At 60.4% G+C, this 15,851-nt stretch carries 12 protein-coding genes; all 12 read left to right on the forward strand.

Annotated features, from left to right (window positions below):
* Positions 1–81 precede the first annotated feature (81 nt).
* The gene (gyrA, locus tag ACI766_RS09060; RefSeq protein ID WP_003091448.1) at positions 82–2,853 is read left to right on the forward strand and encodes a DNA gyrase subunit A; all 2,772 of its coding nucleotides are present in this window, start codon (positions 82–84) and stop codon (positions 2,851–2,853) included.
* 87 nt (positions 2,854–2,940) lie between these two features.
* Positions 2,941–4,026, forward strand: coding sequence for a 3-phosphoserine/phosphohydroxythreonine transaminase (gene serC, locus ACI766_RS09065; protein WP_023104574.1), 1,086 nt, complete (start codon positions 2,941–2,943; stop codon positions 4,024–4,026).
* Positions 4,026–5,123, forward strand: coding sequence for a prephenate dehydratase (gene pheA / locus ACI766_RS09070; RefSeq protein WP_012613863.1), 1,098 nt, complete (start codon positions 4,026–4,028; stop codon positions 5,121–5,123). Before serC ends, pheA begins: the two co-directional genes overlap by 1 nt.
* Positions 5,124–5,191: 68 nt before the next feature.
* A complete protein-coding gene (gene hisC / locus ACI766_RS09075; protein ID WP_004344904.1) occupies positions 5,192–6,301 on the forward strand; it encodes a histidinol-phosphate transaminase in 1,110 nt (369 codons plus the stop codon).
* Positions 6,294–8,534, forward strand: coding sequence for a bifunctional prephenate dehydrogenase/3-phosphoshikimate 1-carboxyvinyltransferase (locus ACI766_RS09080; RefSeq protein ID WP_003106705.1), 2,241 nt, complete (start codon positions 6,294–6,296; stop codon positions 8,532–8,534). Before hisC ends, ACI766_RS09080 begins: the two co-directional genes overlap by 8 nt.
* On the forward strand, positions 8,534–9,223 hold the full coding sequence (gene cmk / locus ACI766_RS09085; protein WP_003106707.1) for a (d)CMP kinase: 690 nt from the start codon (positions 8,534–8,536) through the stop codon (positions 9,221–9,223). The genes ACI766_RS09080 and cmk overlap by 1 nt, the downstream gene beginning before the upstream one ends.
* A 267-nt stretch (positions 9,224–9,490) precedes the next feature.
* Positions 9,491–11,170 (forward strand): 30S ribosomal protein S1, encoded by a 1,680-nt coding sequence (rpsA, locus tag ACI766_RS09090; RefSeq protein WP_003091442.1) that lies wholly within the window; start codon positions 9,491–9,493, stop codon positions 11,168–11,170.
* A gap of 136 nt (positions 11,171–11,306) precedes the next feature.
* Positions 11,307–11,591, forward strand: coding sequence for an integration host factor subunit beta (gene ihfB, locus ACI766_RS09095; protein ID WP_003091441.1), 285 nt, complete (start codon positions 11,307–11,309; stop codon positions 11,589–11,591).
* Positions 11,592–11,616: 25 nt separating this feature from the next.
* Entirely contained in the window at positions 11,617–11,871 is a 255-nt protein-coding gene (locus tag ACI766_RS09100; protein ID WP_003452745.1) for a lipopolysaccharide assembly protein LapA domain-containing protein, read from the forward strand.
* Between the two features lie 384 nt (positions 11,872–12,255).
* Positions 12,256–13,320: an LPS O-antigen chain length determinant protein WzzB gene (locus tag ACI766_RS09105; RefSeq protein ID WP_014602695.1), complete on the forward strand. Its 1,065-nt coding sequence runs from the start codon at positions 12,256–12,258 to the stop codon at positions 13,318–13,320.
* A 109-nt stretch (positions 13,321–13,429) separates the two neighbouring features.
* Complete coding sequence (gene tviB, locus ACI766_RS09110) at positions 13,430–14,698, forward strand: Vi polysaccharide biosynthesis UDP-N-acetylglucosamine C-6 dehydrogenase TviB (protein ID WP_003122248.1); 1,269 nt, start codon at positions 13,430–13,432, stop codon at positions 14,696–14,698.
* Positions 14,699–14,738: 40 nt separating this feature from the next.
* Complete coding sequence (locus ACI766_RS09115) at positions 14,739–15,761, forward strand: NAD-dependent epimerase/dehydratase family protein (protein ID WP_003122249.1); 1,023 nt, start codon at positions 14,739–14,741, stop codon at positions 15,759–15,761.
* Positions 15,762–15,851: the final 90 nt, after the last annotated feature.

Genomic DNA, 15,851 nt, shown 5'->3' on the forward strand with positions numbered 1-15,851 from the left:
GCTCGGGCATGCGCCGACCTACTTCGTTTGCCTCAGGATCGAGGCGGCGAAGTTCCACCAGAAAAAGGAACCAGGCTTCTCATGGGCGAACTGGCCAAAGAAATTCTCCCGGTCAATATCGAAGACGAGCTGAAACAGTCCTATCTCGACTACGCGATGAGCGTGATCGTCGGGCGGGCCCTGCCGGATGCACGTGACGGCCTGAAGCCGGTGCACCGCCGTGTGCTTTATGCCATGAGCGAGCTGGGCAACGACTGGAACAAGCCCTACAAGAAATCCGCCCGTGTGGTCGGCGACGTGATCGGTAAGTACCACCCGCACGGCGACACCGCGGTCTACGACACCATCGTGCGCATGGCGCAGCCGTTCTCGCTGCGCTACATGCTGGTAGACGGCCAGGGCAACTTCGGTTCGGTGGACGGCGACAACGCCGCAGCCATGCGATACACCGAAGTGCGCATGGCCAAGCTGGCCCATGAACTGCTGGCGGACCTGGAAAAGGAAACCGTCGACTGGGTGCCCAACTACGATGGCACCGAGCAGATCCCGGCGGTCATGCCGACCAAGATTCCCAACCTGCTGGTCAACGGTTCCAGCGGTATCGCCGTGGGTATGGCGACCAACATCCCGCCGCACAACCTCGGCGAAGTGATCGACGGCTGCCTGGCGCTGATGGACAACCCCGACCTGACCGTCGATGAGCTGATGCAGTACATCCCCGGTCCGGACTTCCCCACCGCCGGCATCATCAACGGCCGCGCCGGGATCATCGAGGCCTACCGCACCGGTCGCGGGCGCATCTACATCCGTGCCCGCGCCGTCGTCGAGGAGATGGAGAAGGGCGGCGGTCGCGAGCAGATCATCATCACCGAGCTGCCGTACCAGTTGAACAAGGCGCGGTTGATCGAAAAGATCGCCGAGCTGGTGAAAGAGAAGAAGATCGAGGGTATTTCCGAGCTGCGCGACGAGTCCGACAAGGACGGCATGCGCGTGGTCATCGAGCTGCGTCGCGGCGAGGTGGGCGAGGTGGTCCTCAACAACCTCTATGCCCAGACCCAGCTGCAGAGTGTGTTCGGCATCAACGTGGTGGCCCTGGTCGACGGCCAGCCGCGCACGCTGAACCTGAAGGACATGCTCGAGGTGTTCGTCCGCCACCGCCGCGAAGTGGTGACCCGGCGTACCGTCTACGAGCTGCGCAAGGCCCGCGAGCGCGGGCACATCCTGGAAGGCCAGGCGGTCGCCCTGTCGAACATCGACCCGGTGATCGAGCTGATCAAGAGTTCGCCGACCCCGGCCGAGGCCAAGGAACGCCTGATCGCCACTGCCTGGGAGTCCAGCGCGGTGGAAGCGATGGTCGAGCGTGCCGGCGCCGACGCCTGTCGCCCGGAAGACCTGGATCCGCAGTACGGCCTGCGCGACGGCAAGTACTACCTGTCGCCGGAACAGGCCCAGGCGATCCTCGAGCTGCGCCTGCATCGCCTGACCGGCCTGGAGCACGAGAAGCTGCTCTCCGAATACCAGGAAATCCTCAACCTGATCGGCGAGTTGATCCGCATCCTGACCAACCCGGCGCGCCTGATGGAGGTGATCCGTGAGGAGCTGGAAGCGGTCAAGGCCGAATTCGGCGATGCTCGCCGCACCGAGATCGTGGCTTCCCAGGTCGACCTGACCATCGCCGACCTGATCACCGAGGAAGACCGCGTGGTGACCATCTCCCACGGCGGCTACGCCAAGTCCCAGCCGCTGGCCGCCTACCAGGCGCAGCGTCGCGGCGGCAAAGGCAAGTCCGCCACCGGGATGAAGGACGAGGACTACATCGAACACCTGCTGGTGGCCAACAGCCATGCGACCCTCCTGCTGTTCTCCAGCAAGGGCAAGGTTTACTGGCTGCGTACCTTCGAGATTCCGGAAGCCTCGCGTACCGCGCGTGGCCGGCCGTTGGTGAACCTGCTGCCGCTGGACGAGGGCGAGCGGATCACCGCGATGTTGCAGATCGACCTGGAGGCGCTGCAGCAGAACGGCGGCGCCGATGACGACCTCGACGAAGCCGAAGGAGCGGTGCTCGAGGGCGAGGTGGTCGAGGCCGCCGAGGTCGAGGAAGTCGAGGGCGAGACCGCCGAGCTGGTGGCCGAGCCGACCGGCGCCTACATCTTCATGGCCACCGCCTTCGGTACCGTGAAGAAGACCCCGCTGGTGCAGTTCAGCCGTCCGCGCAGCAGCGGCCTGATCGCGCTCAAGCTGGAAGAGGGCGACACCCTGATCGCCGCCGCGATCACCGATGGCGCCAAGGAAGTCATGCTGTTCTCCAGCGCCGGCAAGGTGATCCGCTTCGCCGAGAGCGTGGTGCGCATCATGGGCCGCAACGCCCGCGGCGTACGTGGCATGCGCCTGGGCAAGGGGCAGCAGCTGATCTCCATGCTGATTCCGGAGTCCGGGGCGCAGATCCTCACCGCCTCCGAGCGCGGCTTCGGCAAGCGTACCCCGCTGAGCAAGTTCCCGCGTCGCGGCCGCGGCGGCCAGGGGGTGATCGCCATGGTCACCAACGAGCGCAACGGCGCGCTGATCGCCGCGGTACAGGTCCAGGAAGGCGAGGAGATCATGCTGATTTCCGACCAGGGCACCCTGGTGCGGACGCGTGTCGACGAAGTCTCCCTGTCCGGCCGCAATACCCAGGGCGTAACCCTGATCAAGCTCGCCAGCGACGAGGTACTGGTCGGTCTGGAGCGTGTCCAGGAGCCGTCGGGCGGAGATGACGAGGACCTGCCCGAGGGCGAGGAAGCTGCCGAATCTCTGGGCGAGTCGGCCGAGTCCGAGTCCGAGCCCGCGGCGGAAGCGGAAGGCAACGAAGAGTAAGGCTCGGGGCGGGCGCCTGCGCCCGCCCGGCCGATGACCTCGGCGGATAACTCACGGCTATCCGCCCTACCTATAGCGAGAGTGGATGTGAGCAAGCGAGCCTTCAATTTCTGCGCCGGTCCCGCGGCGCTTCCCGACGCAGTTCTGCAACGTGCCCAGGCCGAGCTTCTCGACTGGCGGGGCAAGGGCCTTTCGGTCATGGAAATGAGCCACCGTAGTGATGACTACGTGGCCATCGCCAGCAAGGCCGAGCAGGACCTGCGCGACCTGCTCGACATTCCCTCGGACTACAAGGTGCTGTTCCTGCAGGGCGGCGCCAGCCAGCAGTTCGCCGAGATTCCGCTGAACCTGCTGCCCGAAGATGGCGTCGCCGACTATATCGATACCGGTATCTGGTCGAAGAAGGCCATCGAGGAGGCTCGTCGCTATGGCACCGTGAATGTCGCGGCCAGCGCCAAGGAGTACGACTACTTCGCCATTCCGGGTCAGAACGAGTGGACGCTGACCAAGGACGCGGCCTATGTGCACTACGCCTCCAACGAGACCATCGGCGGCCTCGAGTTCGACTGGATTCCCGAGACCGGCGACGTGCCGCTGGTCACCGACATGTCCTCCGACATCCTCTCGCGCCCGCTCGACGTGTCCCGCTTCGGCCTGATCTATGCCGGGGCGCAGAAGAACATCGGCCCGTCCGGCCTGGTGGTGGTGATCGTTCGCGAAGACCTGCTCGGCCGCGCCCGCAGCGTCTGTCCGACCATGCTCAACTACAAGGTCGCCGCGGACAACGGTTCCATGTACAACACCCCGGCGACCTACTCCTGGTACCTGTCCGGCCTGGTCTTCGAATGGCTGAAGGAGCAGGGCGGGGTGACCGCGATGGAGCAGCGCAACCGCGCCAAGAAGGACCTGCTGTACAAGACCATCGATGCCAGCGACTTCTACACCAACCCGATCCAGCCGAGCGCCCGCTCCTGGATGAACGTGCCGTTCCGCCTGGCCGACGAGCGTCTCGACAAGCCGTTCCTGGAAGGCGCCGAGGCGCGCGGGCTGCTCAACCTGAAAGGCCACCGCTCGGTCGGCGGCATGCGCGCTTCCATCTACAACGCCCTTGGCCTGGACGCGGTCGAGGCGCTGGTCGCATACATGGCGGAGTTCGAGAAGGAGCACGGCTGATGGCGGACCAGGACCAGCTCAAGGCCTTGCGCCTGCGCATCGACAGCCTCGACGAGAAGTTGCTCGAGCTGATCAGCGAGCGTGCCCGTTGCGCCCAGGACGTGGCGCGAGTCAAGACCCAGACCCTGGGCGAGGGCGAGGCGCCGGTGTTCTACCGTCCCGAGCGCGAAGCCTGGGTGCTCAAGCACATCATGCAATTGAACAAGGGGCCGCTGGACAACGAAGAGGTCGCGCGGCTGTTCCGCGAGATCATGTCGTCCTGCCTGGCGCTCGAGCAGCCGCTGAAAGTGGCCTATCTCGGACCCGAGGGCACCTTTACCCAGGCCGCGGCACTCAAGCATTTCGGCAATGCGGTGATCAGCACGCCGATGGCGGCGATCGACGAGGTGTTCCGCGAGGTCGCCGCCGGCGCGGTGAACTTCGGCGTGGTGCCTGTGGAAAACTCCACCGAGGGGGCGGTCAACCATACCCTCGACAGCTTCCTCGAGCACGACATGGTGATCTGCGGCGAAGTCGAGTTGCGTATCCACCATCACCTGCTGGTCGGCGAAACCACCAAGACCGACAACATCACCCGGATCTATTCCCATGCCCAATCCCTCGCGCAATGTCGCAAGTGGCTGGACTCGCACTACCCGAGCGTCGAGCGGGTGGCGGTGTCGAGCAACGCCGACGCGGCCAAGCGGGTGAAGAGCGAGTGGAATTCGGCGGCGATCGCCGGCGACATGGCGGCCAGCCTGTACCACCTGAGCAAGCTGCACGAGAAGATCGAGGACCGCCCGGACAACTCCACGCGCTTCCTGATCATCGGCAACCAGGAGGTGCCGCCGACCGGCGACGACAAGACCTCGATCATCGTTTCCATGCGCAACAAGCCGGGGGCCCTGCACGAGCTGCTGGTACCGTTCCACAACAATGGTATCGACCTGACCCGCATCGAAACCCGCCCGTCGCGCAGCGGCAAATGGACCTACGTGTTCTTCATCGATTTCGTCGGCCACCATAAAGAACCGCTGATCAAGGACGTCCTGGAGAAGATCGGCCAGGAAGCCGTCGCCCTGAAGGTCCTGGGCTCCTATCCGAAAGCGGTGCTCTGAGCGCGCTGTCATTCCGAAGAGACGGGTCATCGATGAATGCCCCGTCCCGCGTCGAGGCTGAACTATCCATGTCCGATTTCCTTGCCCTGGCCCAGCCGGGGGTGCAAAAGCTGTCGCCCTACGTCCCTGGCAAGCCGGTGGACGAACTGGCCCGCGAGCTGGGCATCGACCCTGCGGCGATCGTCAAGCTCGCCAGCAACGAGAACCCGCTGGGTGCGAGCCCAAAGGCGCTGGAGGCTATCCGCGCCGAACTGGCGGAACTGACCCGTTATCCTGACGGCAACGGTTTCGAACTCAAGCGCAAGCTGGCCGAGCGTTGCGCGGTGGATGCGGCGCAGGTGACCCTGGGCAACGGCTCCAACGACATTCTCGACCTGGTCGCCCGTGCCTACCTCGCGCCTGGTCTGAACGCCGTGTTCAGCGAACATGCCTTCGCCGTCTACCCGATCGCCACCCAGGCCGTGGGCGCCGAGGGGCGGGCGGTCAAGGCGCGCGCCTGGGGGCATGACCTGGAAGCGATGCTCGCCGCCATCGATGGGCAAACTCGCGTGGTGTTCGTCGCCAACCCGAACAACCCGACCGGGACCTGGTTCGGTGCGGACGCCCTGGAGCGGTTCCTCGCCCAGGTGCCGGCGGAGGTGCTGGTGGTGCTGGACGAGGCCTATATCGAATACGCCGAGGGCGACGAGCTGCCCGATGGCCTGGACTACCTGGCGCGCCATCCCAACCTGCTGGTCTCGCGGACCTTCTCCAAGGCCTATGGCCTGGCTTCGCTGCGGGTCGGCTACGCGCTTTCGAGCAAGGCGGTGGCCGATGTGCTCAACCGCGTGCGCCAGCCGTTCAATGTCAATAGCCTGGCCCTGGCGGCTGCCTGCGCGGCGCTGGATGACCATGACTACCTGGCGCAGAGTCGCCGCCTAAACGATTCCGGCATGGCGCAGCTGGAGGATGGCTTCCATGCGTTGGGCCTGTCCTGGATTCCCTCGAAGGGCAACTTCATCGCCGTGGATCTGGCTCACGATGCCGGTCCGGTCTACCAGGCGCTGCTGCGCGAAGGCGTGATCGTGCGTCCGGTGGCTGGCTACGGGATGCCGACCTTCCTGCGCGTCTCCATCGGGCTGCCGGAAGAGAACGATCGTTTCCTCCAGGCGCTGGGCAAGGTGCTGGCGCATGACTGAGGTCACGCCGCTGCAACAGTCGACCCCTAAGCTGGGCCGCCTGGTGGTGGTGGGGCTGGGCCTGATTGGCGGCTCCTTCGCCAAGGGGTTGCGGAGCAAAGGGTTGTTCCGGGAAGTGGTCGGCGTGGATCGGGATGCCGAGTCTTGCCGCCTGGCGGTGGAACTCGGCGTGGTCGACCGTTGCGAGGAGGATCTTGGCCGCGCCTGCGTCGGCGCCGACGTGATCCAGTTGGCGGTGCCGATCCTGGCGATGGAGCGGGTGCTGGCCGACCTGGCGAAGCTCGACCTGGGCAAGGCTGTATTGACCGACGTTGGCAGCGCCAAGGGCAATATCGTGCGTGCCGCGCGTGTCGCGTTCGGCGGGATGCCGCGGTACCTGGTACCGGGGCATCCGATCGCGGGTTCCGAGCAGAGCGGAGTGACCGCGGCGAAGGCGACCCTGTTCCGCCGGCACAAGGTGATTCTCACGCCCTCCGCGGAGACCGATGCCGACGCGCTGGCGCTGGTCGACAGCCTGTGGCGCGCGCTGGGCGCGGACGTCGAGCACATGGAGGTCGAGCATCACGACGAGGTTCTGGCGGCCACCAGCCACCTGCCTCACCTGCTGGCCTTCACCCTGGTCGACTCCCTGGCCAAGCGCAGCGAGAATCTGGAGATCTTCCGCTATGCCGCCGGCGGTTTCCGTGATTTCACGCGGATCGCCGGCAGCGACCCGGTGATGTGGCACGACATCTTTCTCGCCAATCGCGAGGCGGTGCTGCGTACACTGGATGTTTTTCGTGACGACCTCGACGCGCTGCGCGAGGCCGTCGACACTGGGGACGGGCACCAGTTGTTGGGCGTTTTCACGCGCGCCCGGGTAGCCCGTGAGCATTTCAGCAAAATCCTGGCCCGTCGGGCCTATGTGGACGCCATGCACAACAACGACCTGATTTATCTGGCCCAGCCGGGCGGCAGCCTGTCCGGAACCATCCGGGTACCGGGCGACAAGTCGATTTCCCATCGCTCGATCATGCTCGGCTCCCTGGCCGAAGGCACCACCGAAGTGGAGGGCTTCCTCGAGGGCGAGGACGCACTGGCAACCATCCAGGCGTTCCGCGACATGGGAGTGGTGATCGAGGGGCCGCAGAACGGCCGCGTCACCGTCCATGGCGTTGGCCTGCACGGCCTCAAGGCGCCGCCTGGGCCGATCTACCTGGGTAACTCCGGTACTTCCATGCGTCTGCTCAGCGGTCTGCTGGCGGCCCAGCCGTTCGACAGCACCCTGACCGGCGACGCTTCCCTTTCCAAGCGGCCGATGAATCGCGTAGCCAAGCCGCTGCGCGAGATGGGCGCGGTAATCGAGACGGGGCCGGAAGGCCGTCCGCCGATGACCATTCGCGGCGGCCAGCGCCTCACCGGTATGCATTACGACATGCCGATGGCCAGCGCCCAGGTGAAGTCCTGCCTGTTGCTCGCCGGGCTCTACGCCGCGGGTGAGACCTCGGTCACCGAGCCGGCGCCGACCCGCGACCACACCGAGCGCATGCTGCGCGGCTTCGGCTATCCGGTGGTGGTCGAGGGCAGCACCGCCAAGGTCGAATCCGGGCACAAGTTGAGCGCCACCCATATCGAGGTCCCGGCCGACATTTCCTCGGCAGCCTTCTTCCTGGTTGCCGCCAGTATCGCCGAGGGTTCGGAACTGGTCCTGCAGCACGTCGGCATCAACCCGACGCGCGTCGGCGTCATCGAGATCCTGCGCCTGATGGGTGGTGACCTGAGCCTGGAAAACCAGCGCGAGGTCGGCGGCGAGCCGGTCGCCGACATCCGCGTGCGCTCCGCGCGGCTCAAGGGCATCGACATTCCCGAGGACCTGGTGCCACTGGCCATCGACGAGTTCCCGGTACTCTTCGTGGCTGCCGCCTGCGCCGAGGGGCGCACGGTCCTGCGTGGCGCCGAAGAGCTGCGGGTCAAGGAGTCGGACCGTATCCAGGTCATGGCCGACGGCCTGAAGGCCCTGGGCGTGAAGGCCGAGCCGACCCCGGATGGCATCGTCATCGAGGGTGGTGCGTTCGGTGGCGGCGAAGTCTGGGCGCACGGCGACCACCGTATCGCCATGTCCTTCAGCGTCGCTTCGCTGCGTGCCAGCGGGCCGATCCGCATCCACGACTGCGCCAACGTCGCCACCTCCTTCCCCAACTTCCTCGCCCTGTGTGCCCAGACCGGTATCCGGGTCGCCGTGGAGAACAATTGATGAACGGCGCTGTACCGATGCTCGCCATCGATGGCCCCAGTGGCGCCGGCAAGGGCACGGTCGCCGGGCTGCTCGCCCGGCGCCTGGGCTGGAACCTGCTGGATTCCGGGGCGCTTTATCGGCTGTTGGCGTTCGCCGCGGTCAACCATGGTGTCGACCTGACCAATGAAGAGGCGCTGAAGGTCCTGGCTGCGCACCTCGATGTGCAGTTCGTCGCCGCCGATGGCAGCCATGGGCAGCGCATCATTCTCGAAGGCGAGGAAGTGACCGATGTGATCCGTACCGAGCAGGTCGGTGCCGGCGCTTCCCAGGTCGCGGCGCTGCCGGCCGTGCGCGATGCGCTGCTGCAGCGCCAGCGGGCGTTTCGCGAGGCTCCGGGACTGGTGGCCGACGGCCGCGACATGGGCACCGTGGTATTTCCCGATGCGCCTCTGAAGATCTTCCTCACCGCCTCGGCGGAGGAGCGTGCGCGTCGACGCTACCTGCAGTTGAAGGCGAAGGGCGCGGATGTCGACCAGTCTGCCTTGCTGGAAGAAATCCGCGAGCGCGACGAGCGCGACAGCCAGCGCGCGGTCGCGCCGCTGAAACCGGCCGATGACGCGATCCTGCTGGACTCCACCGAAATGAGCATCGAGGCGGTGGTCGAGACGATCATCCGGCACTGCGAGCGGCAGGGCTGGGACGTCTGAGGTTTCGGCGCGGGAATTGACGATACAGGGCCTGGTTGCTAATATTCCAGACCTTATGTTGTGGCGTTTTGCAGGTGCGACGAGGGTTGCCTCCCGACTTGCCTGGCGCCATCGCAGAACAACCCAACTGGGCATTCCCATTCGGGAGTGCAATCAGAAGCTAGCAGGAAACCAGCAAATTGTCCTGCGGCTTCATTTAATGACTTGACCGCATTGGCTGGTGATGCGGAATCGGGCCCTTCCGGGCCTTTGACTACAGGTATGAACATGAGCGAAAGCTTCGCAGAACTCTTTGAAGAAAGTCTGAAATCCCTCGACATGCAGCCGGGTGCCATCATCACCGGCATCGTGGTCGACATCGATGGTGACTGGGTCACCGTCCATGCCGGTCTGAAATCCGAGGGCGTCATCCCGGTCGAGCAGTTCTACAACGAACAGGGCGAGCTGACCATCAAGGTGGGTGACGAAGTCCACGTCGCACTGGACGCGGTAGAAGACGGCTTTGGCGAGACCAAGCTGTCCCGCGAGAAAGCCAAGCGCGCCGAGAGCTGGATTGTTCTGGAAGCGGCTTTCGCTGCCGACGAAGTGGTCAAGGGCGTCATCAACGGCAAGGTCAAGGGCGGTTTCACCGTCGACGTCAACGGCATCCGCGCGTTCCTGCCGGGTTCGCTGGTCGACGTTCGTCCGGTTCGCGACACCACCCACCTGGAAGGCAAAGAGCTCGAGTTCAAGGTCATCAAGCTCGACCAGAAGCGCAACAACGTTGTCGTTTCCCGCCGCAGCGTCCTGGAAGCCGAGAACAGCGCCGAGCGTGAAGCTCTGCTGGAATCGCTGCAGGAAGGCCAGCAGGTCAAGGGTATCGTCAAGAACCTCACCGACTACGGCGCATTCGTGGACCTGGGCGGCGTAGACGGCCTGCTGCACATCACCGACATGGCCTGGAAGCGCATCAAGCATCCGTCCGAGATCGTCAACGTTGGCGACGAGATCGACGTCAAGGTCCTGAAGTTCGACCGCGAGCGCAACCGTGTATCCCTGGGCCTGAAGCAACTGGGCGAAGACCCGTGGGTTGCCATCAAGGCGCGTTACCCGGAAGGTACCCGCGTCATGGCCCGCGTCACCAACCTCACCGACTACGGCTGCTTCGCCGAGCTGGAAGAGGGCGTGGAAGGCCTGGTACACGTCTCCGAAATGGACTGGACCAACAAGAACATCCATCCGTCGAAAGTCGTCCAGGTTGGCGATGAAGTGGAAGTTCAGGTTCTGGACATCGACGAAGAGCGTCGTCGTATCTCCCTGGGTATCAAGCAGTGCAAATCCAACCCGTGGGAAGACTTCTCCAGCCAGTTCAACAAGGGTGACCGTATCTCCGGTACCATCAAGTCGATCACCGACTTCGGTATCTTCATCGGTCTGGACGGCGGCATCGACGGCCTGGTCCACCTGTCCGACATCTCCTGGAACGAAGTCGGCGAAGAAGCCGTACGTCGCTTCAAGAAGGGCGACGAGCTGGAAACCGTCATCCTGTCGGTCGACCCGGAGCGCGAGCGCATCTCCCTGGGCATCAAGCAGCTGGAAGACGATCCGTTCTCCAACTACGCGTCCCTGCACGAGAAAGGCAGCATCGTCCGCGGTACCGTGAAGGAAGTCGACGCCAAGGGCGCTGTCATCAGCCTGGGCGACGACATCGAAGGTATCCTGAAGGCTTCCGAAATCAGCCGTGACCGCGTCGAAGACGCGCGCAACGTCCTGAAGGAAGGCGAGGAAGTCGAAGCCAAGATCATCAGCATCGACCGCAAGAGCCGCGTCATCAGCCTCTCCGTCAAGTCCAAGGACGTCGACGACGAGAAGGACGCAATGAAAGAACTGCGTAAGCAGGAAGTAGAAAGCGCTGGTCCGACCACCATCGGTGATCTGATCCGTGCTCAGATGGAGAATCAGGGCTAAGTCTCTGATCCATCATGAAAAAGGGCGGCCTAGGCCGCCCTTTTTCGTTTTCCCCTTCTTGGACCTGTTCAAAGACTGATCAGCATGCTAAAAGAGACCTGAGCTGATCTAGCCGCTTGAAAAAGAAGGGAAAACCATGACCAAGTCGGAGTTGATCGAACGGATCGTTACCCATCAGGGGCAACTGTCCGCGAAGGATGTCGAGTTGGCAATCAAGACCATGCTGGAGCAAATGTCCCAGGCCCTGGCGACCGGGGACCGGATCGAGATCCGTGGTTTCGGCAGCTTTTCCTTGCACTACCGCGCCCCGCGCGTCGGTCGCAACCCCAAGACCGGGGAGTCGGTACGCCTCGACGGCAAGTTCGTGCCGCACTTCAAGCCGGGCAAGGAGTTGCGGGATCGGGTCAACGAGCCGGAGTGACTCTGGCAGATACGAGGTTTTTTCAATGCAATGGCTCGGGCGGATTTTGACTGCTGTGTTTGTGTTGGTGGTTGCGCTGGTGGTCCTGGTTTTCGTATTGGAAAATCAGAATAGCGTCAGCCTTGCCTTCCTTGGGTGGCACACTCCTGACGGTCCGCTTTCTCTCTTCGTGTCTCTGGCTTTCATCCTCGGTGGGCTCGGTGGGTTGTTGAGTGGGGCATTGCTTCGTTTGAGGGGGCGTCGACAAAAATCTCTTCGCTCTGAATCAACCTCTCTATAAGTTCGTCCCTTCCGAACTAATTGCGTGCCAGCTCCGCAGTGGGTCTCTTCTTGCTGAAAAGGGTTGCTGCCGGCGGGTCGTAACCTCTCGTGGAAGGTATCCTCTGGCCTGCTTGACCCCATTTTTCTGCTGTGGGCACTAATCTCTGACTGTCTTGTCTAACATACGTCCGTGCATCCTGAATCGCGAGCTAGGCTCTGTTATCAGCGATTGGTGCGCTGAAGGTGTTTGCGTCGTATCCCTATCTCCTGGAGTCGATGGTCGCGACCGTGCGGCTTGTAATCTCGTAGCATGCTGTCAAAATGCAGCAGCTTCCTGATGCATCTCCACGTCAGGAGGGGGGCTGCCGCATGATGACTCCTTAACCCAAGAATTGGATCCGTTGTGACAGAAAAAAATTTTCCCTCCTATAAAGCCAAGAGCGGCGAGTTCGATCTGATAGAGATTATGAGTGGGTTGTGGTCCCTGAGATGGCTGATTGCTTTGCTGGCAGTGCTGCCGGTGTTGTTGGCTATTGTTTATCTATTCATCACCAAGCCCGTCTATGAGGCTCGTGTCTCGACGCTGCCTCCTTCACTCAGCGATATAGCTGGTTTCAACTTGGGAAGATCGGAAAACGGGCTTCCCGCGTTTTCGGCAAATGGTGTCTATTCAATCTTCGTGCGAAATCTCCAGTCCGAAGAGACTCGCCGTCAGTTCTTTCGAGATGTATATATTCCTTCCTTGGAGGAGGGGGCTTCTGTTGGTTCGCGGGATCAGCTTTATGCGCTTCTCATGAATTCGGTAACTATTCAGAAGCCTAGCAAAGAGGATAGCGAGCGCTACACTGTCGTCATCGAGCGGCATGATCCTTCGCAGGCGGCGGAGTGGGGCGAGAAATATATAGGAATTGCAGTCAAGCGTTCCATGCAGGAAATGCAAGAAGGAGTACGCCGCGAGTTTCAAGTGAAGAATCGCAATATACAGCAACAGATCGACATCTTGCGTGAAACTGCGAAGGCTCGCCGTGAAGATCGTATCTCTCGACTGAAAGAGGCGTTGCGCGTTGCGGAGGCCTTGAAGCTGGAAAATCCTCCGTTGATAGAAGGGCAGGTTGATCAACAGCTTTCCTCCATCATGGAAGGCGGACTGATGTACATGCGTGGTGCCAAGGCTATTCGGGCAGAAATAAAAACGCTGCAAGATCGTGTCTCCGATGATCCTTTCATTCCCGCATTACGAGGCTTGCAGGAGAAGTATGCTCTTCTGGAGGGGCTGACGCTGAATCTCGATAAAGTCGCTGTTTTTCGTCAGGATGGTACGATAGAGGTGCCAGATGATCCCGTCCGTCCAAGAAAAGGCATAGTGCTTATCCTAAGCATGCTTGCTGGTGGTTTTTTGGGGGTTGCGGTGGCTCTAGCCATCCTTATGGTGAGAGGTGGGTTTAGGCGCACGGTCGATGCTGCATGAGTTTTTTGCTTGTAGGGTCGGCAGAAGTTTATAGTCAATGGGATTTTCAGTTTTCAATCCATCGGATTTTGGTTGAGAACTGTTTTACATGAAGTGAGGTGCGCGTTAAATGAAGGATCTGAAGGTTGCAGTTGTTGGGCTAGGCTATGTTGGTCTTCCGCTTGCTGTTGAATTTGGTAAAAAACGAACCGTTGTCGGTTTCGATATCAATCAGGGGCGAATCGCTGAACTGCGGCAAGGCATTGACTCTACTCTTGAAGTAGATGCGGCTGAGTTGAAAGAAGCGTCCGAACTGAGCTTTACTTTCAATCTTCAGGACTTGCAAAAGTGCAATGTTTTCATTGTGACGGTTCCTACACCTATTGATGAACATAAGCAACCCGACCTCACCCCTCTTGTAAAGGCCTCGGAGAGCATCGGAAAGGTTCTGAAGAAGGGCGATATTGTAATTTATGAGTCTACCGTTTACCCGGGAGCGACGGAAGAAGACTGCGTACCTGTTCTGGAAAAATTTTCCGGGCTGAGGTTTAACGAGGACTTCTTCGCCGGTTATAGCCCCGAGCGCATCAATCCCGGCGATAAGGAACATCGGGTCTCTTCGATCAAGAAGGTCACTTCCGGCTCTACGCCGGAGATCGCGGAGTTGGTTGACTCCCTGTATAGAGAAATCATCACTGCCGGTACTCACAAGGCGAGCAGCATTAAAGTCGCTGAGGCTGCCAAGGTGATCGAAAATACGCAGCGAGATCTCAATATTGCTCTGATCAACGAACTCGCCATCATTTTCAATCGAATGGGTATCGATACCGAGGCGGTCCTCAAGGCTGCCGGCACGAAATGGAATTTCATGCCGTTCCGCCCGGGCCTAGTCGGCGGTCATTGCATCGGAGTCGATCCATATTATCTGACTCATAAAGCCCAGAGTATTGGCTATCATCCAGAGATCATCCTGGCTGGCCGCCGTTTGAATGACGGTATGGGTGCCTATGTCGTTTCGCAACTGGTCAAGGCTATGCTCAAGCGTCGTATCCACGTGGACGGTGCTCGCGTTCTGCTTATGGGGCTTACATTCAAGGAAAATTGTCCAGACCTCCGCAATACCAAAGTCGTCGATATTGTCCGTGAGTTGGCGGAATACAACATACAGGTTGATGTTTTTGATCCTTGGGTGAGCGCCGAAGATGCCATGCATGAGTATGGGATTACTCCAGTCGGTACGCCATCCCATGGCGCTTATGATGGAATTATCCTTGCGGTCGCGCACAGTGAATTCAAAAATATGGGCGCAGAAAATATACGAAAGTTAGGGAAGGCTGAGCATGTTCTCTATGATCTGAAATATCTGCTCGATGAAGATCAGTCTGATCTACGCCTGTAAGATCAGTTGTAAGCTTTGTGAGTAGACGAGAGGGAATATGATGAGTCGTTATGAAGAGCTAAGAAAGGAATTGCCGGCGCAGCCGAAAGTCTGGCTGATTACAGGTGTGGCGGGCTTTATTGGCTCTAATCTTCTTGAAACTTTGCTAAAACTTGATCAGAAGGTTGTCGGCCTGGATAATTTTGCTACTGGTCATCAGCGGAACCTGGACGAAGTGCGGTCCTTGGTTAGCGAGAAGCAATGGTCAAATTTTAAACTTATTCAAGGTGATATTCGCAATCTGGATGATTGCAATAACGCCTGTGCAGGTGTTGATTACGTTTTACATCAAGCTGCCTTGGGTTCGGTGCCGCGTTCTATTAACGATCCGATCACCTCCAATGCAACGAACATCGATGGTTTCTTGAATATGCTGATTGCAGCCAGAGATGCCAAGGTGCAGAGTTTCACTTATGCGGCAAGTAGCTCTACCTATGGAGATCATCCCGGTTTACCGAAGGTGGAGGATACTATAGGTAAGCCTCTTTCCCCTTATGCGGTTACCAAATATGTGAATGAGCTTTATGCCGATGTGTTTTCGCGCTGCTACGGCTTTTCGACCATTGGGCTTCGTTATTTCAATGTGTTCGGTCGTCGACAGGATCCCAATGGTGCCTATGCGGCAGTCATACCAAAATGGACCTCTTCGATGATCCAGGGTGATGACGTCTATATTAACGGTGATGGCGAGACCAGTCGGGATTTTTGTTATATTGAAAACACCGTTCAGGCCAATCTGCTTGCTGCAACCGCGGGGCTTGATGCTCGTAATCAAGTTTACAATATTGCTGTTGGCGGGCGGACGAGTTTGAATCAGTTGTTCTTTGCGCTTCGCGACGGCCTTGCCGAAAACGGTGTGTCCTATCACCGGGAACCTGTTTATCGTGATTTTAGGGAGGGGGATGTACGTCACTCTCTCGCTGATATCAGCAAGGCTGCCAAACTGCTGGGGTATGCGCCGAAATATGATGTGTCTGCAGGTGTGGCGTTGGCCATGCCTTGGTACATCATGTTTTTGAAATGATATTCACTCTGGTGCGTTTGGATGAAAGTAGCGTCGTTTCCAAGAGCGGCGCTATTTTTGCTTTTGAGAGTCGCCTGGTGCTCCAAGTGC

It is taken from the genome of Pseudomonas sp. DL, assembly GCF_047199225.1.
Lineage (GTDB): Bacteria > Pseudomonadota > Gammaproteobacteria > Pseudomonadales > Pseudomonadaceae > Pseudomonas > Pseudomonas aeruginosa.

Bases quoted from the DNA above. Each gene is read 5' to 3' on its own strand.
- rpsA (WP_003091442.1), top strand. From the start codon at position 9,491: ATGAGCGAAAGCTTCGCAGAACTCTTTGAAGAAAGTCTGAAATCCCTC.
- pheA (WP_012613863.1), top strand. From the start codon at position 4,026: ATGGCGGACCAGGACCAGCTCAAGGCCTTGCGCCTGCGCATCGACAGC.
- ACI766_RS09115 (WP_003122249.1), top strand. From the start codon at position 14,739: ATGAGTCGTTATGAAGAGCTAAGAAAGGAATTGCCGGCGCAGCCGAAA.
- ACI766_RS09100 (WP_003452745.1), top strand. From the start codon at position 11,617: ATGCAATGGCTCGGGCGGATTTTGACTGCTGTGTTTGTGTTGGTGGTT.
- hisC (WP_004344904.1), top strand. From the start codon at position 5,192: ATGTCCGATTTCCTTGCCCTGGCCCAGCCGGGGGTGCAAAAGCTGTCG.
- tviB (WP_003122248.1), top strand. From the start codon at position 13,430: ATGAAGGATCTGAAGGTTGCAGTTGTTGGGCTAGGCTATGTTGGTCTT.
- cmk (WP_003106707.1), top strand. From the start codon at position 8,534: ATGAACGGCGCTGTACCGATGCTCGCCATCGATGGCCCCAGTGGCGCC.
- ihfB (WP_003091441.1), top strand. From the start codon at position 11,307: ATGACCAAGTCGGAGTTGATCGAACGGATCGTTACCCATCAGGGGCAA.
- gyrA (WP_003091448.1), top strand. From the start codon at position 82: ATGGGCGAACTGGCCAAAGAAATTCTCCCGGTCAATATCGAAGACGAG.
- ACI766_RS09080 (WP_003106705.1), top strand. From the start codon at position 6,294: ATGACTGAGGTCACGCCGCTGCAACAGTCGACCCCTAAGCTGGGCCGC.